This is a genomic window from Shewanella sp. Isolate7 (assembly GCF_022398425.1).
In the GTDB taxonomy this organism is placed as follows: Bacteria; Pseudomonadota; Gammaproteobacteria; order Enterobacterales; family Shewanellaceae; genus Shewanella.
Window position 1 is genome coordinate 1 of the sequence record NZ_JAKEVJ010000050.1, and the last position, 22,083, is coordinate 22,083.

General features: G+C 54.7%; 21 protein-coding genes and 1 pseudogene. 13 read left to right on the top strand and 9 right to left on the bottom strand.

Translation table 11 applies throughout. The features are described 5' to 3' along the window. The 4 genes and pseudogenes from L1D47_RS13495 to yjjX all read right to left on the bottom strand — a co-directional run. Positions 1 to 178, bottom strand: a pseudogene (locus tag L1D47_RS13495) (IS5/IS1182 family transposase); the annotation flags it as partial. Between the two features lie 210 nt (positions 179 to 388). After that, positions 389 to 1,429: an NADP(H)-dependent aldo-keto reductase gene (locus L1D47_RS13500; RefSeq protein ID WP_239885539.1), complete on the bottom strand. Its 1,041-nt coding sequence runs from the start codon at positions 1,427 to 1,429 to the stop codon at positions 389 to 391. 122 nt (positions 1,430 to 1,551) lie between these two features. Further along, a complete protein-coding gene (locus L1D47_RS13505) occupies positions 1,552 to 2,520 on the bottom strand; it encodes a bifunctional helix-turn-helix transcriptional regulator/GNAT family N-acetyltransferase (protein ID WP_239885541.1) in 969 nt (322 codons plus the stop codon). A 169-nt stretch (positions 2,521 to 2,689) separates the two neighbouring features. After that, entirely contained in the window at positions 2,690 to 3,262 is a 573-nt protein-coding gene (yjjX, locus tag L1D47_RS13510) for an inosine/xanthosine triphosphatase (RefSeq protein ID WP_239885543.1), read from the bottom strand. A gap of 443 nt (positions 3,263 to 3,705) precedes the next feature. On the opposite strand from yjjX, the gene L1D47_RS13515 reads away from it, so the two are divergent. After that, positions 3,706 to 4,977 carry a serine/threonine transporter gene (locus L1D47_RS13515; protein WP_239885545.1) on the top strand — a complete coding sequence of 424 codons (1,272 nt, stop codon included), beginning with the start codon at positions 3,706 to 3,708 and terminating at the stop codon, positions 4,975 to 4,977. Positions 4,978 to 5,033: 56 nt separating this feature from the next. Next, entirely contained in the window at positions 5,034 to 6,401 is a 1,368-nt protein-coding gene (locus tag L1D47_RS13520; RefSeq protein ID WP_239885547.1) for an L-serine ammonia-lyase, read from the top strand. Positions 6,402 to 6,494: 93 nt separating this feature from the next. Here the strand turns inward: L1D47_RS13520 and L1D47_RS13525 are convergent, their stop codons facing one another. Beyond that, on the bottom strand, positions 6,495 to 6,938 hold the full coding sequence (locus L1D47_RS13525) for a GNAT family N-acetyltransferase (RefSeq protein WP_239885548.1): 444 nt from the start codon (positions 6,936 to 6,938) through the stop codon (positions 6,495 to 6,497). Positions 6,939 to 7,089: 151 nt separating this feature from the next. Here L1D47_RS13525 and L1D47_RS13530 point away from each other — a divergent pair, with 151 nt between their 5' ends. Together L1D47_RS13530 and L1D47_RS13535 are read left to right on the top strand one after the other, a co-directional pair. Next, the gene (locus L1D47_RS13530; protein ID WP_239885550.1) at positions 7,090 to 7,395 is read left to right on the top strand and encodes a hypothetical protein; all 306 of its coding nucleotides are present in this window, start codon (positions 7,090 to 7,092) and stop codon (positions 7,393 to 7,395) included. Positions 7,396 to 7,548: 153 nt separating this feature from the next. Further along, positions 7,549 to 8,847 (top strand): dicarboxylate/amino acid:cation symporter, encoded by a 1,299-nt coding sequence (locus L1D47_RS13535; protein WP_239853223.1) that lies wholly within the window; start codon positions 7,549 to 7,551, stop codon positions 8,845 to 8,847. Between the two features lie 105 nt (positions 8,848 to 8,952). Here L1D47_RS13535 and L1D47_RS13540 read toward each other — a convergent pair whose 3' ends face one another. Then, positions 8,953 to 9,366: an META domain-containing protein gene (locus L1D47_RS13540; protein WP_239885552.1), complete on the bottom strand. Its 414-nt coding sequence runs from the start codon at positions 9,364 to 9,366 to the stop codon at positions 8,953 to 8,955. Between the two features lie 195 nt (positions 9,367 to 9,561). Between L1D47_RS13540 and L1D47_RS13545 the strand changes: the two genes are divergently transcribed. Then, positions 9,562 to 9,795, top strand: coding sequence for a hypothetical protein (locus L1D47_RS13545; protein ID WP_239885554.1), 234 nt, complete (start codon positions 9,562 to 9,564; stop codon positions 9,793 to 9,795). 7 nt (positions 9,796 to 9,802) lie between these two features. Here the strand turns inward: L1D47_RS13545 and L1D47_RS13550 are convergent, their stop codons facing one another. Next, positions 9,803 to 10,747, bottom strand: coding sequence for a GGDEF domain-containing protein (locus tag L1D47_RS13550; RefSeq protein WP_239885556.1), 945 nt, complete (start codon positions 10,745 to 10,747; stop codon positions 9,803 to 9,805). A 210-nt stretch (positions 10,748 to 10,957) separates the two neighbouring features. Beyond that, the gene (locus L1D47_RS13555; protein ID WP_239885558.1) at positions 10,958 to 11,923 is read right to left on the bottom strand and encodes a GGDEF domain-containing protein; all 966 of its coding nucleotides are present in this window, start codon (positions 11,921 to 11,923) and stop codon (positions 10,958 to 10,960) included. 121 nt (positions 11,924 to 12,044) lie between these two features. On the opposite strand from L1D47_RS13555, the gene L1D47_RS13560 reads away from it, so the two are divergent. The 3 genes from L1D47_RS13560 (at position 12,045) to L1D47_RS13570 (ending at position 13,548) form a co-directional block, all read left to right on the top strand. Continuing rightward, positions 12,045 to 12,614, top strand: a complete 570-nt coding sequence (locus tag L1D47_RS13560) for a GNAT family N-acetyltransferase (RefSeq protein ID WP_239885559.1) — start codon at positions 12,045 to 12,047, stop codon at positions 12,612 to 12,614. Positions 12,615 to 12,634: 20 nt separating this feature from the next. Further along, positions 12,635 to 13,054: a hypothetical protein gene (locus L1D47_RS13565; protein WP_239885561.1), complete on the top strand. Its 420-nt coding sequence runs from the start codon at positions 12,635 to 12,637 to the stop codon at positions 13,052 to 13,054. Between the two features lie 92 nt (positions 13,055 to 13,146). Then, positions 13,147 to 13,548: a VanZ family protein gene (locus L1D47_RS13570; RefSeq protein ID WP_239885581.1), complete on the top strand. Its 402-nt coding sequence runs from the start codon at positions 13,147 to 13,149 to the stop codon at positions 13,546 to 13,548. A gap of 76 nt (positions 13,549 to 13,624) precedes the next feature. Here the strand turns inward: L1D47_RS13570 and metK are convergent, their stop codons facing one another. Beyond that, on the bottom strand, positions 13,625 to 14,776 hold the full coding sequence (gene metK / locus L1D47_RS13575; protein ID WP_041508525.1) for a methionine adenosyltransferase: 1,152 nt from the start codon (positions 14,774 to 14,776) through the stop codon (positions 13,625 to 13,627). 512 nt (positions 14,777 to 15,288) lie between these two features. On the opposite strand from metK, the gene tkt reads away from it, so the two are divergent. The 5 genes from tkt to L1D47_RS13600 all read left to right on the top strand — a co-directional run bounded on the left by tkt (position 15,289) and on the right by L1D47_RS13600 (position 21,873). Continuing rightward, positions 15,289 to 17,283, top strand: a complete 1,995-nt coding sequence (gene tkt / locus L1D47_RS13580; RefSeq protein ID WP_239885563.1) for a transketolase — start codon at positions 15,289 to 15,291, stop codon at positions 17,281 to 17,283. 129 nt (positions 17,284 to 17,412) lie between these two features. Further along, positions 17,413 to 18,429 (top strand): erythrose-4-phosphate dehydrogenase, encoded by a 1,017-nt coding sequence (gene epd, locus L1D47_RS13585; protein ID WP_239885565.1) that lies wholly within the window; start codon positions 17,413 to 17,415, stop codon positions 18,427 to 18,429. A gap of 102 nt (positions 18,430 to 18,531) precedes the next feature. Next, positions 18,532 to 19,707 (top strand): phosphoglycerate kinase, encoded by a 1,176-nt coding sequence (locus tag L1D47_RS13590; protein WP_239885567.1) that lies wholly within the window; start codon positions 18,532 to 18,534, stop codon positions 19,705 to 19,707. A 145-nt stretch (positions 19,708 to 19,852) separates the two neighbouring features. Continuing rightward, positions 19,853 to 20,917: a class II fructose-bisphosphate aldolase gene (gene fba, locus L1D47_RS13595; RefSeq protein ID WP_041508528.1), complete on the top strand. Its 1,065-nt coding sequence runs from the start codon at positions 19,853 to 19,855 to the stop codon at positions 20,915 to 20,917. Positions 20,918 to 21,132: 215 nt separating this feature from the next. Further along, on the top strand, positions 21,133 to 21,873 hold the full coding sequence (locus L1D47_RS13600; protein ID WP_239885569.1) for a DUF481 domain-containing protein: 741 nt from the start codon (positions 21,133 to 21,135) through the stop codon (positions 21,871 to 21,873). The last annotated feature ends 210 nt before the right edge of the window (positions 21,874 to 22,083 follow it).

Here is a 22,083-nt window from a genome sequence, read left to right on the forward strand (position 1 = left end):
TCGTTTCCAGTGGATAGGGACGACGACCATTGCCCGCTTTTGGATAAAAGGGCTCAATCACTTCCAGCAGTTGAGTCCATGGTAACAGGTTGTCCATCCGAGATAAGAAAATCTCTTTACGGGTCTGGCGGCGCTTGCTGGAAAACTCACTATCGGCAAAAGTTAACTGTTGGCTCATGGGCGGTAATGGCTGTGATTTACTATGTAGCTATGATCTCACATCAGGGACTTATTCGCATCTTCCCTAAGAGAGTCATGTAGTATCGTAATGTCACGCATGGTGTTGTTCTAGTTTGTTTTTGGCGAAATTGATTAGATCAAACAGCACCATGCGTGTCTACTAATTGATTGTAAAAGGAATTATCTGGGGATTCCCTAGCATCAGGTATTAGGGGCAGGGGATACGATAGATGTCTGCCAGCTCGTCGATTCTGCCCAGCAGCTCGTCACTCAGGCTGACGGCCGCGCTGTCGATATTCTCTTTCAGCTGGTAGAGGTTAGTCGCCCCTATGATGTTGCTGCCCACGAAACGGCGGCCGTTGACGAAGGCCAATGCCATCTGCGTCGGGCTCAGGTTGAACTCCCGCGCCAGCTCTACATAGGCCTGGGTGGCATCCAGGGCCATCTGCGAGCCTGTGTAGCGGGCGAAGCGCTTGAAGAGGGTGAGTCTGGCACCCTCTGGCCATTGACCGTCTAAGTATTTGCCGCTCAGGGCGCCAAATGCCAGTGGCGAGTAGGCCAGCAGTGGCAGTTCTTCCCTGTGAGCGATCTCGGCCATGCCCACCTCGAAGCTGCGGTTAAGCAGGTTGTAGGGATTCTGCACGCTGATGATGCGCGGCAGGCCGTGCTTCTCGGCCAGTTGCAGGTACTTCATCAATCCCCATGGGGTCTCGTTGGAGACGCCTATGTAGCGGATCTTACCGGCCTTGATCAGATCCGCCAGGGCTTCGAGCGTCTCCACTATGGGGGTGAGCTTTTCGTCATCCTGCTCTTGGTAGAAGAGCTCGCCGAAGAAGTTGGTGTTGCGATCCGGCCAGTGCAGTTGATAGAGATCTATGGTCTCTACTTGTAATCGCTCAAGGGAGTCGTTAACCGCCTGGTGAATGTTGCGCCAGTCCAGCGCCATGTTCTGACGGATATAGTCGCTCTTGCCACCTGGGGCCGCGACCTTAGTGGCGATAATGAGATCGTCACGCTTGCCCCTGGCCTTGAGGTAGTTGCCCAGGATGCGCTCTGTCTCGCCCTGGGTCTCGGCCTTAGGTGGTACAGGGTACATCTCGGCGGTATCAATAAAGTTGATGCCCTGTCCGATAGCATAATCGAGCTGCTCGAAGGCCTCGGCCTGAGTATTCTGTTCACCCCAGGTCATGGTGCCCAGGCAAATTTTACTGACGTCTAAGCTGGAATGGGGGAGTCTTGTGTAGTCCATTCAAATCTCCAGAATGCGCGAGGATTACCTCTGAGGCTAGCAAGCTTTAATCTGAAACACTAGCTAATTTATCTCTCCCTAACTCAAAAATTATCTTAATGATTTGTTTGTGACTTTTGCGGCTAAAGTTTAAGCAGCATGGGGATTTCACAGGCATCGTGGCCCGTGTTGCCAAGGGGGGCATCGAGGTGCTCGAAGCCGAGCTTCTCATAGAGATTGATCGCCTCGCTTAAGCAGGCGGTGGTCTCCAGATAGCATTGGCTAAAGCCCTGAGCGCGGGCAAACTCGAATGCCTGTAGCGCCATGCGTTTGGCAAAGCCCTTACCCCTGAGCTTGGGGTCGAAGTACATCTTCTGCAGTTCGCAGATATCAGCGTGTCCCGGTAGCGGTGCGATACCGACGCCGCCCAGCACTAAGCCCTTGTAGTCGACCACCCAGTAGTGGGCTTTATCGCCCTGGTAGACGCTGTAGAGATCGTCCAGGGTTGGGTCGGCTACGCTGTAGCCCTTGTCTGGCGTCAGGCCATACTCGGCGGAGACATTGCGGATCACCCTGGCGATATGGGGGTTGTCTTCCTGGGTGAGGCTGCGGATCTCATAGCACTGCTGGGCGTTGGCCAGATCGATGGCGCGGGTGTATTGGCCCAGGCTGGTTTCCAGCTGGGTTATCTGCTCAGGTGACAGCTGAGCCAGGATCTCCTGGTACATCTTGTTCTGTTGTTCGTTCAGGCGGTTGAGCTGACGCTTGCCCTGGGGAGTGAGCTGACACAGGGAACTGCGGCTGTCTCTGGGGTTGTTACGACTCTTGGCAAAGCCCTTGTCGCAGAGTTGGCTCACGGCGCGGCTGGCATTGGACTTGTCGATATTCAGGGCCAGGGCCAGCTGCTTTATCGACAGCTCCTGGGTGCCGAGTTCGATCAAGGCGTGGGCCTGCACCGGCGACAGTGGCTGATCGCCACAGGCGGAGTTGAGCATGCCCAGTTGCCTCACCAGTTGCCTCGACAGGCTGCGCAATGAAGAGCAGGTCTGGGGCAGTTCGACAGCCTGAGGGAGACAGGCTTCTTCGTGTATCGAAGGGCAAGATGGTGACATGGTTAGGATCCTAGTGAGCTATATAGTTGCGATTTACATCTAACTTAGATCCCTAAAAAGAGAAATGCAAGCTTTTGCTAATGTAATCATCTGGACAGGTTCGGACTGGCCTAACCTGCCTCGTTTCACCCTACCTGGATTAAGACTTGTGGCGATATCCGACGACAGGTCAGGCGAAGATCGCCGGGTTTAATAGCGGCGCCATCGCCAGCACTATCGCCTGGGTATAGACGCTCTCACGGCTGGCCTTACCCTGGGTAAAGAGACCGATAGCCCCCCCCTTCTGCTTGATGTTGACCGTGTTGAACAACCTGTCCATCACATCGCCAAGCTCTTCACCGGCCACCAGGGCATCGTACACCCTTGCAGGCAGGGGGAGCTGCGCGCTGCGACCTATGCTGAGTTGTCCCCTATGGATGATGGCCATGTAGGCGTAGGTGGCTGCGCCGTGATCGAACAGGTCGACCCCGCCCTCCATGGCAACATAAAGATCGGCCGCCAATGCCTCATCCTTTGCACCTTGTTGCTCGCAGTAGCGAGCGCGGTTGATGGCGCCCTCGCGGGTCTCAGTATCTGTCATCGGCTGGGCGGCAACCCCTGAGGGAGCGTGTATGCCCTGGCAGAGGATCTCGGCTTCGGGAAACAGCAGGGAGAGGGCATTGCGGGCGGCGCCTATCTTGACGGGGTTGGTCGAGCCGACCGTGATGCGAAGGATAGCTTGTTGGCTGAGAGCGCTGGGCATGGGTATTCCAAAAGTGAATGAATCGACAGGGCGCCATTTTGCCACAAAGCGCCTCGGGATGCATGGCGGCGGAGGCTGGGCGTGCGGCGAATTCCTTAACCCGTTTATGCTGGCTCGTGGCGACGAAAGCCGCTGATGCTGGGCTGGGCCGAGATGACCTTAGTTTAACAGATGTGAAAAAGGGTAACGCGGATGTGATGTTCTGGTTCGCTTTGGTTAGCGCGAGATTGCCGTTATGAAAATTTATAACGTAATAATTTCGATTTGGCTCACAAAGCCGATTCATTCTGAAAATTCATTACAAAAAAGGGTGCCAGATCAATTTCTGGCGACCCGGCTGCTATATGCTGTGCCCGAATTTTAGTCGTGCTCGCCGGGCGAAAAAGCGCCGTATGGCGGGGCGTCGGACCACTCAGATGCTAGAGCATCGATAAGGTTATTTTATGCAAAACGAAGCGACAATCTCTGATGTTAATCTCACGCAGCGCCAAGGTTGGACTCGCAGCGATACAACCTGGATGTTGAGTCTTTTCGGCACCGCAGTGGGCGCCGGGATCCTGTTTCTGCCCATCAATGCGGGCATGGGCGGCTTCTGGCCACTGGTGTTGATGGCCGCCATCATAGGCCCAATGACCTATCTGGCTCACAGGGGCCTGTCCCGTTTCGTCTGCTCCTCCCAGCGTCAGGGCAGCGACATCACCCATGTGGTCGAGGAGTATTTCGGTGTCGGCGCCGGTAAGGCGATCACCTTACTCTACTTCTTCGCCATCTACCCCATAGTGCTCATCTATGGCGTAGGGATCACCAACACGGTAGACAGTTTCATCGTTAACCAGCTGGGAATGGCCTCGCCGCCACGCTTCCTGCTGGCGGGTATCTTAGTGCTGGGCATGATGTCTGTGATGGTGTCTGGCGAGAAGTTTATGCTCAAGGTGACTCAGCTGTTGGTGTACCCGCTGGTGGGGATTCTGGCCTTCATGTCGCTCTACCTGATCCCAAGCTGGAAGATGGACGCCCTGATGGAAGTGCCTGCCGCCGGTGAGTTCTTAGGTACCGTCTGGCTGACCATTCCGGTATTGGTGTTTGCCTTCAACCATTCGCCGGCCATCTCGCAGTTCTCGGTCTCGCTGAAGAAGCAACACGGCAGCCATGCCGCCAAGAAGGCCGATGTGATCCTGCGTAACACCAGCATGATGTTGGTGGGCTTCGTGATGCTGTTCGTCTTCTCTTGCGTGTTGTCACTCAGTCCGGCGCAGCTGGCGGAGGCCAAGGCGCAGAACCTGCCGATCCTCTCCTATCTGGCTAACGTACATGCCAGTGGCTTCGTGAGTTACTTCGGCCCCATCATCGCGGTGATCGCCATCGTTTCCTCTTTCTTCGGTCACTATCTGGGGGCCACCGAGGGCCTGAGGGGGATCATCACCAAGCAGCTGCGCAGCAGCAACAAAGCGGTGTCTGATGCCAAGGTCGATAAGTTTATTCTCGGCTTCATGTTCCTGACCATCTGGGGCGTTGCCGTGATTAACCCGAGCATCCTGGGGATGATCGAGGCACTGGGCGGTCCTATTATTGCCGCCATCCTCTACCTCATGCCTATGTATGCCGTCTATAAGGTGCCTGCACTGAAGGCCTACCGTGGTCGCATCAGCAACATCTTCGTGATCCTGGCAGGCTTGCTGGCGATGACGGCCATCCTCTTCGGCATGCTCTCTTAATCGACTCATGTTACGCCCGGCGATAGACCGTCGGGCGAATCTCTGTGGAAGTATTTATGGTTAGCGCATTTGATATTTTTAAGATAGGTGTGGGTCCCTCCAGCTCGCACACTGTCGGGCCGATGAAGGCCGCCAAAGGATTTGTTGACGACCTGCGTCAGCGTGGAGAACTGCTGAGTATCACCAGCGTCAAGGTGGACATCTATGGCTCCCTGTCGCTCACCGGCAAGGGGCACCACACGGATAGCGCCATCATCATGGGGCTGGCGGGTAACAGTCCTGAGTCGGTGGATATCGACCTGATGCCAGAATTTATTCGCCAGGTGGCCTTGACCTCCTGTCTGCCGCTGGGCAGCGAGGCCCACGGGGTCGACTTTCCGCCTGAGGCGGTGGTGTTTCATCGCGAGGCGTTGGCGTTGCATGAAAATGGCATGACCCTGAGCGCCTACATCGGTTCTCAGTGCGTCTACAAGAAGACCTATTACTCTATCGGCGGCGGTTTCATCGTCGATGAGGAGCATTTTGGGATGACGGCGGCCAACGAAGTGGTCTTGCCATATCCCTTTGCCAATGCCACCGAACTGCTGGATTTATGCCAAGAGACGGGCATGAGCATCAGCGCCATCATGATGGCCAATGAGCGCTCGCTACATAGCGAGGCCCATATCGCCGAGGGGTTTGCGGCGGTGTGGCACACCATGAAGGAGGCGATCGAACGCGGTTGCCACACCGAAGGTGTCTTGTCCGGCCCGCTAAGGGTACCGCGCAGGGCGCCGGCCCTGTATCGCCAGCTGGCCACGGGTGAGCGCCTGTCGGCGGATCCTATGATGATCGTCGACTGGATCAACATGTTTGCCCTGGCGGTGAGTGAAGAAAATGCCGCCGGTGGCCGTGTGGTGACCTCGCCCACCAATGGCGCGGCGGGGATCATCCCGGCCGTGCTGGCCTATTTCGACAAGTTCATTCAGCCTGTCGGCCCTAAGGAATACAGCCGCTACTTCCTCGCCGCTGCGGCAATTGGCGGCCTGTATAAGCGTAACGCCTCTATCTCTGGCGCCGAGGTGGGCTGTCAGGGAGAGGTGGGGGTCGCCTGCTCTATGGCGGCCGCCGGCTTGGCGGAGCTGATGGGCGGTAATCCGGCCCAGGTCTGTATTGCCGCCGAGATCGGCATGGAGCATAACCTGGGGCTGACCTGCGATCCCGTTGCCGGTCAGGTGCAGGTGCCCTGTATCGAGCGCAATGCCATCGCCTCGGTGAAGGCGATTAACTCGGCGCGCATGGCGCTACGCCGTAACAGCGAGCCCAGAGTCAGCCTGGATAAGGTGATCGCCACCATGTATGAGACCGGCAAGGATATGCATGTGAAATACCGCGAGACCAGCCAGGGCGGCCTGGCGATCAAGGTCACCAGCATCTGTGCATAAGGCTATAAGCCTTGCGCATCAGCTCTGTAAATGAGCAATAAAAAAACGCCCTCAGGGGCGTTTTTTTATTGAGTGAGGTGTTTGCCTTAGCCGCTACTTTTCCTCATACATCAGGTAGTAGCTCTGCTTCATGCCGAGGGCCTCATAGGTCTTTTGCGCCTTGTGATTCTCCTGCTCGACATAGAGTCTGAAGCTGGCGGCGCCGCCTGCTTCCTCGGCAATCTGCTTCACCGCCTGATACAGCTTGGCGTAGATCCCCTGACGACGATTCTCTGGGCGAATATAGACGCTCTGGATCCAGTAATAGTCTTTGGCGCGCCAGTCGCTCCACTCGAAGGTAACCATGAGTGAGCCCAAGATCTCGCCAGCCTCTTCTGCCACCAGATAGAAGCCGCGGGCAGGGTTTTCGAGTAGTGTCTGTACGCCCTTGGTGAGGGTCTGTTGGTCTAGGCTGAGCCCCTCGGTTTCGTTGGCCATGGCCTGGTTAAACTGTACCAGTGCGCCGAGATCTGATTGTTGGCCTTTTCTTATTTGCATTATCGCCTCCTTAAATTTTGGCCATACTCTAGCACGCTTCTCTGCCAAGCAAAGCCAAACCGGGGCAGAATTTTTCGATTGACTCTTAGACTAAAGTCTAACTCTGCTATGCTTTGAAGATGGGGCTGCGAAGTGTCTATGGGGTGAGAAGATGAGTGATTCCGAGCAGAGAGAGTCTAGTAAAATCAATCAAAATCAGCGTGGTAGCTTGGTTCGTGGTCAGGAGCTGGATAGGGTGAACCATCTGCTGCACTTCCTGCTGACCCTTTGCACCCTCGGCGTCTGGGGACTGGTGTGGTGGCACCTGATCTTAAAATCCCAGGGCAAGGCAGAGCGCCTGTTTCATGGCTTCGACGATGCCTATTGGAGCCACCTTATCGAGCGCGAACAGCCTCCCGCCGCCCTACATACCTTCAGGGTCGACGCCAAGCAGGAATCTGTTTACTTTGAGGCCTGATGGAGCCGTGCTTGATATGAATCACAGCTTACTGCAGGTTTCTCTGATATTATCCCGTTCCCATTTGCGTCTGCCGCTTGCAGCATTGCAACTTGCTCTGAAGGAATAAGGGCGGCTGGACCAAACCATTCTCGCGATTCAAGGTTATTAATGATGCGTCAACAAACCTCTTCTTGGCTGGGCCGTGCCTGGTCTGGCTGGATGTCTGTGCCCCTGTGGTTACAAATCCTTATCGGTATGCTCCTGGGTATCTGTACCGGTTTAGGCCTGGGTGAGCAGGCGGTACTGCTCAAGCCGATAGGTACGCTTTTTGTCAACACCATCAAGATGTTGATCGTCCCCTTGGTGTTCTGTTCCCTGATTGTCGGCGTGACTTCGATGCAAGATACGGCCAAGATGGGCCGAATCGGCTTTAAATCCTTCGCCTTCTATCTGGGAACCACCTCTATCGCCATCACACTCGGCCTTGCCGTGGGGCACTTCATGCAGCCCGGCGCCGGGCTGGCGATGACCTCGGCAGAGAGTCACAGCGCGGTGAAAGAGGTGCCCTCCATCATGGAGACACTGATTAACATAGTGCCCACCAATCCCATCGCGGCGCTGGCCAGTGGACAGATTTTACAGGTGATCGTCTTTGCCGTGGCCTTGGGTATCGCCCTAGTGTTGATTGGCGATCACGGTAAGCCCGCCATCAAGGTGTTCGAGAGCCTTGCCGAGGCCATGTATAAGCTGACTGATATGGTGATGAAGCTTGCGCCTTACGGGGTATTTGGCCTGATGGCCTGGGTGGCTGGCGAATATGGCATGGACATGTTGATGCCGCTGATCAAGGTGATCCTGGCGGTCTATATCGGCTGCGCCCTGCATATCATAGGCTTCTACAGCCTGGTGCTGACCTTTGTGGCCAAGCTTAACCCGGTGCAGTTCTTCAAGGGGATCAGCAATGCCTTGGCGGTGGCCTATACCACCTCGAGTAGTGCCGGTACTCTGCCTGCCAGCATGAAATGCGCCAGCGAGTCTTTAGGGATCAACAAGAAGATCTCCAGCTTCGTCCTGCCCCTGGGCACCACCATCAACATGGATGGCACCGCCCTGTATCAGGGGGTTACCGCCCTGTTTGTTGCCCAGGCCTTCGGTATCGATCTCACCTGGGTCGACTATATCACCATCATTCTCACCGCGACATTGGCCTCTATCGGTACCGCGGGTGTCCCTGGTGCAGGTCTGGTGATGTTGACCTTGGTACTGACGACAGTTGGTCTGCCGCTGGAAGGGGTGGCCATCATCGCGGGTATCGACCGTATCCTGGATATGGCGCGCACCGTGGTTAACGTGTCGGGAGATCTGGTGGCCACCACAGTGATCGCCAAGTCAGAAGATGAGCTTGACCTGGAGCACTATAACGCCGACGCCGAGCAGAGCCAGATACTGGCAGAGCGCCTTGATAGCTAATTCCAGATAGTTACACGGGATAGGCTAATTTTGGACAGCTAAGCCTAGCTTGTAGAGACAAAAAAACCGCCTTAAAGGCGGTTTTTTTGGAGGTAATCTCGACAATTACTGCTTACTGAGCACCAGCTGGATCTTACCGTCTGCGTCTTTGAGCAGCAGCTTACCCTTGGCCAGCTCGGCCTGGGTCACCTCAGACATCGCCTGCATGACGGTATGCTCCTGCTGCATCAGCGCATCGACACAGGCTTTCATCGTGCTACCGGCTGGGGAGAGGGTCAGCGCCTGGCCGTCCAGTTGATACTTACCGAAAAATTGGTTGCAGCTGTTATTGCCGCTGAGTGCGCCATCTTCGGCAAACACCAGCTGAGCCGGGCTATAATCGATGGCCGCCTTACCCTGGGCGGCCTCTATGTGCCAGCTACCTAAAATATCCAGATCCTCGCCGCCTATGAGAGATGTGCTTTGGCAGGCAGATAAGCCGAGCAAGGTACCGGCGATAAAAATAAACTTCTTAAACATGGGGAAACTTCCAATTCTGTGAGACAGATATTTTGACAAGCTTACTCTTAATTAAAAAGCCTTAATCGGGGTTTTTCCATGATATTTTGTTCATGCTAAGCTGTTTCCACTGTCGGCCCAGCTGTTCCGACAACAAGCTGTTCCGACAACAAGCTGTGCCGACGGCAAGTTTTCTGATATGGGAAAGATAAAGCGATGATGACAGGATTAAAACTGGCCCACTGGCTGGGACTCGCGATGGTGATGGTGGGCCTGGGGATCTATGGCCTGACCTCTTGGACTGAGCAGATGCAGGGGATACTGCTGGTCTCTAGCCTGCTAGGTCTGGGTCTGGTGATGATGTCGCCTTTCCCCATAGTGCTCTTCATTCAATGGGCAAAGGCGCAGGATCAGACTCAAGTGGAAACACAACAAGATAACCAAGGCTAAATTTGCCTTAAGCCTTTACGTCGCCCTGCTGCGCCAGCTTTTGGTTGGCATGTAGATTCTGTCTCGCCGCCTCGACCATAGGTTCTATGGCCAGATGTGTGGTAGGGGGGAAGAAGCTCACGCCTATGCTGATCTCCGCCTTGATCTCCTCCTTGGCGATCTGCTTGAGCAGACGCTTGGTGAGGGATTCGAGATTGGCCTGACTATCGACGAAGGCCAAGATGGCAAACAGGCCATCCTCGATACGGGCCGAGACATCGGCATCACGCATATTATGGTGTATGACCCGCGCCAGCTGTCTGAGTCCATGACTCTGCTCGAGTTGTCCCTTGTACTGGGTATTATCTTGCAACAGGACGATACCCGCATGGGAACCGAAACGACGGCTGAGGCTGAGTTGTCTCGGCGCCATCAGGTTGAAACCATAGGGGTTGAGCATGCAGGTGAGGTCGTCTTGTACCGACATCATCTGGATCTGCTGCATCAGGAACAGATGCTTGAGCTCCGCCTGGATCAGGGCCTTGGCGTTTTCCATGAGCGGCAGGAGTCGCTGAAAATGTTTGCTGCGCTGGCTGTCACAGATCAGCATCACCCCGAAGGGCTGACCGTCTGACCAGTAGAGGGGCAGGGCCAGTAGGCTGTCGAAGCGGGCCAGATGACTCTCGGGATCTTGGCTCTCGGTGAGATCCAGCAGGCCGTAGGCGGTATGCTTGCTTAGGGCATGGGTCAGGCTGGCATCATAAAACTGGGTGCCGGCATAGAGGTTGAGATCCGTGCGCTGGCGACTACAGACGACCTGATATTCGCCATCGATACATTGCAGTACCACACTGGCCTGAGCCTGATAAAATTCATTAAGTAGATCAACTTGTTGCTGCCAACGCGGCAGAGTAATGGCGGGATGATCGGCTTCCCTGAGCCAGAGGCTGGTATCGGCGCATTCTAATAGCATAGTAGTGCTCTCTTATTGTTATTATTTAATTGCATAACTCGCTAGTCTCTGTCGCTCAGTCTAAAGACTGACGACACAAAGTGTTTACATCATACTCAAAAATTATATGTTGTGAGAATGTAAATTTTCAATTTTTGCGAGCAAAATCTATTTTCTCTTCTCTTTTGCTCCGCTGTGCAGGTATCTGTTTGCTAACAGAAACGGCCGAAATTAGCCCTTGCTCTCCGTCTCCACCGCCTCCTCGCTCTGATGATAGGACTTGAGCTGCTGCTTGGCCTGTTCCAGCATAGGCGCCAACTTGGCCGAGGAATCGGGAGCGAAGAAGGAGTGCCCCGAGTCTAGCTTTAGGCGATCGTTTTGCTGGGCCAGCAGTTTTTCGACCCTGCGGCTGATATGGCTAAGGTCGCGCTCGGCATCGACGAAGACCAACACCACGAACTGGCTATAGCTGTAGTGTGCGGCGATGTCGGCGGTGCGTATGGTGTTCTGGATGATGTTGCCCAGTAGCCGGATATGTTTGTCCTCTATCTCATCTATCATAGGCGGATTGGGATAGAGCTCGAAGAAGAGTATGCCTGCATGGGCACCGAAGCGTCTGCCCAGGTTGAGTTGTCTGGGCGCCATCATGATAAAGCCGTAGTGATTTAGCATGCCGGTGTCACGGTCGCGCATCGACAGCGACTCGATACGCTGACTCTGACACAGTAGCGCCAGATCTTGCTGCAGCAAGATTTGGAAGGGTTCCAGCATGAAGGCGTTAGTGCTGGCGGTTTCCCTGCTGCCGGGATTGACCACACAGAGGCAACCGAAAACTGTGCCGTCTGGCCAGAGAATCGGCCGGGACAACAGGCTGCTGGCGGTGGCGAGATCCTTAGGCAGCTCGGCATTGGATTCTCGGCTCAGATCCAGGTTGATCCCTTCGGGCTGACTGTTGGACAGGCGGGTGAAGAGCTCGAATTTTTCGTTATATAGGGTGCCGGAGAGAAATTTACGGGTGTCGTTGATGGAGCTGACGATGATTTCAAAGCCGAGATCCGTCTGCTGGGCGACGAAGGCGACATCAGCCTCGAAATAGCGTTTCATCAGCTCACATTGATGCATCCACCTGACTAAGTTGATTTGCGCGTTATCGTTTTCAAGTATACTCACACCCGTATGAATGTTTTCCGGCAGCATGATCGGCTCTAACCTATTGGTGTTTCAGGTTTGTTAAGTGTGGTAGTCGATTAGCTATTTTGCAAATAGCCCGAATATTTAAGGGGATATCCTTGTTTCAATTGAGTATAGAGAGTCTGTCATGACTATCCGCTTGGCCACAGGTGCCGATCTCGATGCCCTCGTCGCATTGGAGGCGAGGGAGTGGCAGGCCGAGTTGATCCCAGGGCAACGAGGCGCTTTGATGACGGGCCAGCATTTTGGTCGCCAGGAGTTATCCGAGCTGATTCAGAAGCATTGGTTGCTGCTGGCCGAACGGGGAGGGGAGATCGCCGGCTATGTGATCGCCGGTCACTGGTCTTTCTTTGGGGAATGGCCCCTGTATCGCTCTCTGGTGAAACGGCTCGAGACTAGCCGCTTCGAGATGCCCCAAGGCATGGTCGGCGCCAGCAATAGCTGTCAGTATGGCCCCATCTGGATCGCGCCATCTCAGCGTGGAACGGGCCTGTTTGCCGAGCTGGTGGCCGAGCTTAAGACACGGATAGCTCCTCAATATCCCTACATGGTTACCTTCATCGCCGAAGACAATGAACGCTCCTTCGCCGCCCATACCCAGAAGGGGCGCATGCAGGTGCTGGACTTCTTCGAGTTCGACGGTCGTGGCTATTATCTGCTGGCGACAGCGACAACGACAACGACAACTTGGGCCTAGAGAGGCTAACGAGTACCCTTATGGCAAGCAAAGAGATGAAGGGCAGGATGACTGCTAAGAGCAAGACGGCTGATAGCAAGATAACAGATAGCAAGAACAACGAGTTTCCGCAGCGCCTTGCCGAGCTGCTGACCACCTATGAGGGGGTCTCGCTCAGCGCCCTGGATAACCTCAAGTTGTTAGCCGCCTTGGCGGCCCAGGCCGAGCTTGGCTGCGAGTGTCTCGAGCTGAGCGATGAGCCGCGCGCCATCTATGTTGCGAATTGTGATGGGCACTGGTTTGATTGTGGTTTCAGTAACGCCTATAGCGCCGAGATTCGGCCCATGGCGCGGCCGTCCGAGGCGCAACTGGCGACGGCCAGAAGGGTCGAGGTGCCGCTGCTCAACGCCCAGCAGCTGAGCTTCATGTGTATGCAGTATGCCCACTTCGACCACTGTTAGCCCGCTGGCTCGGGTGAGTTAAGCATGAGCGCGAGCCGCCTAGAGGAGCGCCTAGCAAGCGGCGTGAGAATGTTAAGGATGAGTCGTTAGTGATGGTGAGAACCTTTGCCCTGCTGGGCGTATTATTCAGTGGTTTCCTGGTGTGGCTGATCGTCAGCGCCGATGCCGGGCGCAGCAACCCCTTGTTTGAGCTGGCCCATTCGATTCCCTACGGTGACAAGCTGGGGCATATGATCTTGTTTGGCACCCTGACCTTGTTTGCCAATGTCGGCAGTCATTTCAGGCGTGTGTCCCTCGGCAAGGTTCGCCCCTATCTAGGGGCCGTGGTGGTCGCGATTGTGGTGATTATCGAGGAGTGCAGTCAGCAGTATTTTCCCAGCCGTACCTTCGATGGCTATGATCTGCTGGCCGACGGGGTGGGCATCATGCTGTTTAGCCTGCTGAGCCTCTATCTTGAGATGCGATTCTTTACTAGCAATGAGTCGACTAGTTAAAGCTAATGCTATTTCATTGACAAAGATACAAAAAAGCCGCCTTTTGGCGGCTTTTTGCTAACTGGCAAAACCAGTCTTATAGCTTGGCGTCTGCGCGTAGCGCCTCTGCCTTGTCGGTACGTTCCCAAGGGAATTCGTTACGACCGAAGTGACCGTAAGCGGCGGTCGACTTGTAGATAGGACGTGCCAGGTCGAGCATCTCAGTCAGGCCGTATGGACGCAGATCGAAGTGCTGACGTACCAGACCGATCAATACTTCTTCAGAGACCTTACCCGTGCCGAAGGTTTCGACGCTGATAGAGGTTGGCTCGGCCACACCGATAGCGTAAGAAACCTGGATCTCACAGCGATCCGCCAGACCGGCTGCCACTATGTTCTTGGCCACATAACGTGCCGCATAGGCCGCGCTGCGGTCAACTTTCGATGGGTCTTTACCCGAGAAGGCGCCGCCGCCGTGACGAGCCATGCCGCCGTAGGTGTCGACGATGATCTTACGACCCGTCAGACCACAGTCACCCATAGGACCACCGATAACGAAACGGCCGGTAGGGTTGATGAAGTACTTGGTGTCTTTGTTCAGCCACTGCTCAGGCAGTACTGGCTTGATGATGGTTTCCATCACGCCTTCGATCAGATCAGATTGGCTGACGCTGTCGCAGTGCTGAGTAGAAAGCACGACGGCATCGATGCCGACGATCTTGTTGTCTTCGTAGGCGAAGGTCACCTGGCTCTTGGCATCTGGACGCAGCCAAGGCAGTGTCTTGTCTTTGCGTACTTCCGATTGACGCTTCACCAGTGCGTGGGCATAGGTGATAGGCGCTGGCATGAGTACGTCGGTTTCGTTGCTGGCGTAACCGAACATCAGGCCCTGGTCACCGGCGCCTTGCTCTTTAGGATCGGCGCGATCGACACCCTGGTTGATGTCTGGAGACTGCTTACCAATGGCGTTGAGTACCGCACAAGAGTCGGCGTCGAAGCCCATGTCTGAGTGGGTGTAGCCGATCTCGCGTACCGTCTTACGGGTTAGCTCTTCGATGTCGACCCATGCAGAGGTGGTCACCTCACCACCGACCATCACCATGCCGGTTTTGACGTATGTTTCGCACGCCACACGTGCCTTAGGATCTTGTTCTAAGATCGCGTCGAGTACCGCATCAGAAATTTGATCGGCGATTTTATCTGGATGACCTTCTGAGACCGACTCAGAGGTAAACAAGTGCTTTGCCATAATGGAAAAATCTCGTCTTTAAACAATTCGAATGTGTAGAAGTATCTACATCTAGACGGCCATTTTAGTGGAAATCAGATCGGATAACACCCTTTTCGATGAAAATTGTGGAGTAAAACCGGGTAATTGTTCTAATGTCTCGGATGAGTTTAAATAAAATTCATGACTAAGCCTTTGTTATTATTGCTTTTTAATTGTCGTTATAAGCCGCCGATTTTTTATTGCCAAAGGATCGCTTAGGGCTGATTAGCGCCGCGACGGCCAGCAGGGGTGGCAAGGAGGTGCGGGTTGCTCCGGCCCGGGTAAGTGAAATCCTGACTCCCCCTAAGGCGGTAAGCGAGGTTTTACCTGGAATGGCAGAAGCGCCGTTTTTAGGGTCTAGAAGGATTTAATCTAAGCTAAAGGGCGAATTTTATTTGCGTCCCATCCGCGAGTAGGGGAAAATATGCCCCCATTGTTGCCCGCAAATTCGGCCCGCAAAATCCCCAACATTCAAATCAGCAGGAGAGAGCATGTCATCTCGTAAAGAACTCGCAAACGCTATCCGTGTGTTAAGTATGGATGCTGTTCAGAAAGCCAACTCTGGTCACCCAGGTGCGCCATTGGGTATGGCCGATATCGCCGAAGTGTTGTGGAATGATTTCCTGAAGCACAACCCAAACAACCCAGAGTGGGTCGACCGCGACCGTTTCATCCTTTCTAACGGCCACGGCTCTATGCTGATTTACTCTCTGCTTCACCTGACGGGTTATGCACTGCCGATGGATGAGCTAAAGAGCTTCCGTCAGCTGCACTCTAAGACCCCAGGTCACCCTGAGTATGGTTACACCCCAGGCGTTGAAACGACTACGGGTCCTCTGGGCGCGGGTATCAGCAACGCGGTAGGTATGGCGATTGCCGAGAAGACTCTGGCGGCGCAATTTAACCGTCCTGGTCACGATATCGTTGACCACTTCACTTACTGTTTCCTAGGCGACGGCTGTCTGATGGAAGGTATCTCTCACGAAGCCTGTTCACTGGCGGGTACTCTAGGCCTTGGCAAGCTGATTGCCTTCTGGGATGACAACGGCATCTCTATCGACGGTCACGTCGAGGGCTGGTTCACCGACGATACCGCTAAGCGTTTCGAATCTTACGGCTGGCACGTGATTGCCGGCGTCGATGGCCACGACAGCGACGCGATTCGCGCGGCTATCGAAGAAGCTAAGTCTGTTACCGATAAGCCAAGCATGATCTGCTGCAAGACCATTATCGGTTTCGGTTCACCAAACAAGTCTGGCAGCCACGACTGTCACGGCGCGCCACTGGGCGATGTCGAAATCGCTGCGGCCCGTGAGTTCCTGGGTTGGGAGCATGGTCCATTCGAGATCCCTGCCGACGTGTACGCAGGTTGGGATGCTAAAGAAGTGGGCGCGGCTAACGAGTCTGCCTGGAACGAGAAGCTTGCTGCCTATGAAGCCGCTTACCCAGAGCTGGCTGCCGAATATAAGCGCCGCGTGATCACTGGCGAACTGCCAGCCGATTTCGAAGAGAAGGCACAGGCCTTCATCAAAGAGTGCCAAGAGAAGGGCGAAAACATCGCCAGCCGCAAGGCATCACAAAATGCTATCGCGGCCTTCGGCGCAGCCCTACCTGAACTGCTCGGCGGCTCTGCCGACCTGGCCGGTTCTAACCTGACACTATGGTCTGGTTCTAAGGGTATCCAGGAAGATCCTGCCGGTAACTACATCTACTACGGTGTGCGTGAGTTCGGCATGAGCGGCATCATGAACGGTGTGTCGCTGCACGGTGGCTTCATCAACTACGGCGCGACCTTCATGATGTTCATGGAATATGCGCGCAACGCGGTACGCATGTCTGCACTGATGGGCATCCAAAACATCTTCGTATACACCCACGACTCTATCGGTCAGGGTGAAGATGGCCCGACTCACCAACCGGTTGAGCAGCTGGCTAACCTGCGCATGACACCAAACATGATGGTATGGCGTCCATGTGATGCGGCCGAAACTGCCGTGGCATGGAAGATGGCTATCGAGCGTCGTAACGCGCCGACTTCACTGGTGTTCAGCCGCCAGGGCCTAGCTGCACAGCCACGTACCGAAGAGCAACTGGCTAACGTCGCCAAGGGCGGTTACGTGTTGCAAGACTGCGCCGGTACACCAGATCTTATTCTGATCGCTACGGGTAGTGAGGTGCAGCTGGCACTGGATTCAGCTAAGGCGCTGACCGAGCAAGGTAAGGCGGTACGCGTGGTCTCTATGCCATCGACCGACGTGTTCGACGCGCAAGACGCCGACTACAAGGCCTCTGTACTGCCTGCTTCAGTCACTAAGCGTGTCGCTATCGAAGCGGCTCACGTGGACTACTGGCACAAGTATGTTGGTTTCGACGGCGCCATCGTCGGCATGACCACCTTCGGTGAGTCTGCGCCAGGCGGCGCACTGATGAAGCACTTCGGCTTCACAGTGGAAAACGTGGTTGCCAAGGCTAACGCCATACTTTAAGGCATTGCCACCAAGGGCATAGGGCAAGCAGTTGCCCTATGCCATGATGACTCGGCTTATCGATGACGATAGGCCGTTGTCGCATCAAGAAGCCTATCTCAGGACGGTGTTAGGAGTGGAAAGCAATTAATGATTAAAGTTGCGATTAATGGTTATGGCCGGATTGGCCGCTCGATTCTTCGTGCCCTCTATGAGTCAGGCAAGCGGGATCAGATCCAGATTGTCGCCATTAATGAACTCGCCAACCCCGAAGCCATGCTTCATCTGACCCAATACGATACCACCCATGGTCGCTTTCAGTCTCCCGCGTCACTCGATGCCAATACGATGACCATAGGGGATGACCGTATCCTGCTGCTGCATGAGGAAGATGCCGAGAAGCTACCCTGGCAATCCCTGGATATCGATATCGTGTTCGAGGCCACGGGTGCTCTCATCGACCGCCAGGCCTGCGAGGCCCACATCAGGGCGGGCGCCAAACAGGTGCTGATCAGCCATCCCTCATCCGGCGATGTGGACGCCACTATCGTTTACGGCGTGAATCATCAAGATCTCAAGGCCGAGCATCAGGTGGTCTCTAACGCCTCATGCACCACCAACTGCCTGGTGCCCATCATCCAGGTGCTCGACCGCGCCTTTAAGGTGCGCAGCGGCGCCATCACCACGATTCACTCGGCGATGAACGATCAACAGGTGATCGACGCCTACCATGACGACCTCAGACGTACCCGCGCGGCGGGGCAGTCGATCATTCCGGTCGATACCAAGCTGGCCAGAGGGATCGAGCGTATCCTGCCCGAGATGAAGGATAAGTTTGAGGCGATATCTGTGCGCGTGCCGACAATTAATGTGACTGCAATTGACTTATCGGTCACCTTAGATAAACGTGTCGATATCGATACAGTGAACCAGGTATTATCTCAGGCGGCAAATGGCTCATACCAAGGGGTTGTGGGCTATACTAATGCGCCATTGGTATCGTGCGATTTTAACCATGATCCCAGATCCAGTATCGTCGACGGCACCCAGACGCGGGTGAGCGACGGCCACCTGGTGAAATTACTCTTGTGGTGTGACAACGAGTGGGGCTTTGCCAACCGTATGTTGGACACCAGTTTAGAGATGATAAAGGCCGTAAGAGCCTGATTTGAATGTTTTTAGCCTAGTGCCGGTGAAGCGTCCCGGCGGTGGGAAATCCAGTTTTGCTTTAACTTTTATTTTTAACTTTAAACTTTAAGGAAACGTGAAATGGCGATTATCAATATGTCAGCGTTAGATCTTCAGGGCAAGCGCGTGCTTATCCGTGAAGACCTCAATGTCCCTGTAAGCGATGGTGTGGTCACCAGCGACGCGCGTTTGCGTGCCTCTCTGCCAACCATCAAGCTGGCGCTCGAGAAAGGCGCGGCCGTGATGGTGATGTCTCACCTGGGGCGTCCGACCGAAGGCGAGTACAACAGCGAGTTTTCTATGCAGCCGGTTGTCGAATACCTGGACAAGGCGCTGGACTGCCCGGTACGCCTTGCTAAAGATTACCTCGACGGCGTAGAAGCCAATGTCGGTGAAGTCGTGGTATTCGAGAACGTGCGCTTCAACGTGGGCGAGAAGAAGAACGACGAGGCGCTGGCCAAGAAGCTGGCAGCCCTGTGTGATGTCTATGTGATGGATGCCTTCGGCACCGCTCACCGCGCTCAGGCGTCGACTCATGGTGTCGGCCTGTATGCCCCTGTGGCCTGCGCCGGTCCGCTGCTGGCTGGTGAACTGGAAGCCCTGGCTAAGGCGATGGACAACCCAGCACGTCCTTTGGTAGCCATCGTGGGTGGCTCTAAGGTCTCGACCAAGCTGACCGTGCTCGAGAGCCTCTCTGGCGTGGTTGACCAGCTGGTCGTGGGTGGCGGTATCGCCAACACCTTCATCGCCGCAGCCGGTCACAACGTGGGTAAGTCACTCTATGAAGCAGACCTTATCGACGAGGCCAAGCGTCTGGTGGCTAACGCCCAGAGCCGTGGTGGCGATATCCCAGTACCGACCGATGTGGTTGTGGCTGGTGAGTTCAGCCCAACGGCGAGCGCGACCCTTAAGCCGGTCGATCAGGTGGCTGACGAAGACATGATCTTCGATATCGGTCCCGACAGCGCCGAGGCACTGGCCGAGATCCTTAAGAATGCCGGCACCATCGTCTGGAACGGCCCTGTAGGCGTGTTCGAGTTCGATCAGTTCGGTGAAGGTACCAAGCGCATCGCTCAGGCGATCGCCGACTCTTCTGCCTTCTCTATCGCCGGCGGTGGCGATACCCTGGCGGCAGTCGACAAGTATGGTATTGCCGACAAGGTCTCTTACATCTCTACCGGTGGTGGCGCCTTCCTAGAATTCCTGGAAGGTAAGGAACTACCTGCTGTGGCTATGCTGGAAAGCCGCGGCAAATAAGTAAAAGTATTATAAAAAAACCGCCGATAGTCGGGCCGCATGGAATTGCAGGTTTGGCTATCGGTATAAAAATCTGTCCAAACGATAGTGACCTCGGTGGTTAAGCGGGCTGCGCCCGATGACCACCCTATTATTGGAGTTAAAAATGGCCTTAATTTCCCTACGTCAACTGCTAGACCATGCCGCAGAGCACGGATACGGCGTTCCCGCGTTTAACGTTAACAACCTGGAGCAGATGCGCGCCATCATGCAGGCGGCAGAAGCCACCGACAGCCCGGTTATCGTTCAGGCGTCTGCGGGTGCACGTAAGTATGCGCGTCCTCAGTTCCTTAAGTATCTGATGGCGGCGGCGCTCGAGCAGTACCCAGATATTCCTGTGTGTATCCACCAGGATCACGGTACTCACCCTGACGTGTGTCAGCGTTCTATCCAGCTGGGTATGTCTTCAGTCATGATGGACGGCTCACTGATGGCCGATGGTAAGACACCGGCTACATACGAGTACAACGTCGATGTGACCCGTAAAACCGTTGCCTTCGCACACGCCTGTGGTGTGTCGGTAGAAGGTGAGATCGGCTGTCTGGGTAGCCTGGAAACTGGCCAAGCCGGTGAAGAAGATGGTGTTGGCGCCGAAGGTATCCTGAGCGAAGAGCAGCTGCTGACTACGCCGGAAGAAGCGGCGCGTTTCGTGGCCGACACTCACGTCGATGCCCTGGCTATCGCTATCGGTACCAGCCATGGTGCCTACAAGTTTAGCCGTAAGCCTACCGGTGACGTGCTGCGTATCGACCGTATCAAGGAGATCCACGCGCGTATCCCTAACACTCACCTGGTGATGCACGGTTCATCTTCTGTGCCACAAGAGTGGCTGGAAGTGATCAACCAGTATGGCGGCGCCATCCCTGAAACTTATGGTGTACCACTGGAAGAGATCGTCGAAGGCATCAAGCACGGCGTGCGTAAGGTTAACATCGACACCGACCTGCGTCTGGCCTCTACCGGTGCGGTACGTAAGTTCCTGGCGGAAAACCCAAGTGAGTTCGACCCGCGTAAATTCCTTAAGGCCTCTATGGAAGCAATGGCAGACATCTGTACCGTGCGCTACGAAGCCTTCGGTGCGGCTGGCATGGGCTCTAAGATCAAGCCTAAGTCTCTGCAAGCCATGTATAAGGCATACCAGTCTGGCGAGTTAGATCCACAGGTTAACTAATTCGGCTTGACGGCAATAGGTAGTTTGACAAAGGCCCGCCATTTCGGCGGGCTTTTTTATGGCCAAGACGCAATAAAAAGTAAGGACTAACTCTTGCCGTTAGGTGAGTGGCTAGTTCAAAATGCTGTAAAGGCAAGTGCAATTTTCATTTCTGTGCGCCGAATGATACTATTGCGCCAATTTTTAAGGGACTTAGATAAATAGGTAAACAAATAATGAAAAAACTGCTGACAGCCACGGTCATCCTGATGGCGGCTCCTTTTGCTGCCCATGCGGGTGCCGATTTTGTTAAGGGTGACAGAACCTTTGCCGCCGACGCCGAACTGGGTGCGACGGTTACCACAGGTAACACAGAGACGACCTCACTTAAGGGCCGTCTGGACATGAAGCACGAGCTGGGCAACTGGGAAAACCAGTACCTGTTAGAAGCCCTCTATAAAGAAGATAGCGGCGAAGAGACGGGTAAGCGCTACTACGGTCTGGTACAGGGCAACTACAAGTTCAGCGACGTGAACTATATGTTTGCCAACGCCAACCACGAGATCGACCCATTTACCGGTTTCGATTCTAAGTCGACGATTTCTGCCGGTTATGGTCACAAGTTTGTCGATACCGAGAAGACGACCTTAGCTATCGAAGTGGGTCCTGGTTACCAGTACAAGCGTCTGGACGATGAGAGCGCCGCCGAAGCGGGTTATGACACCGAAGATAGCTGGGTGGCGCACGGCGTGATGAACTTCGAAACCGAGATCACCGACAACTCTAAGTTCAAGCAGCTGTTTGTGGCCGATTATGGTGAGAGCCTGGAAGGCCGCTCAGAGACGTCTATCACGGCCAACATAGTTGGCGCGCTGGCGATGAAGTTTGCGGTTATCGTGCGTTACAACAGCGAGCCGCTGGACGACAAGAAGAGCACAGACACCGAAACCAACATGACCCTATTGTACTCTTTCTAATAGGGTTTTTAACGGATTCAAGAGACGCCTTTCGGGGCGTCTTTTTTTAGCTGAAATCAGCCTGAAAATAGGCCTGGGTCAGCTTAAATTTGTATCGGGATGTATCATAATTATTTAAATAATTTAATGGGTTATGTGCTGATTGTCACGAAAGTCGCCGGGCTTAAGTGTCACACTAGCTAAGAGACGACAGCCAGGTTTGGCGTCGTG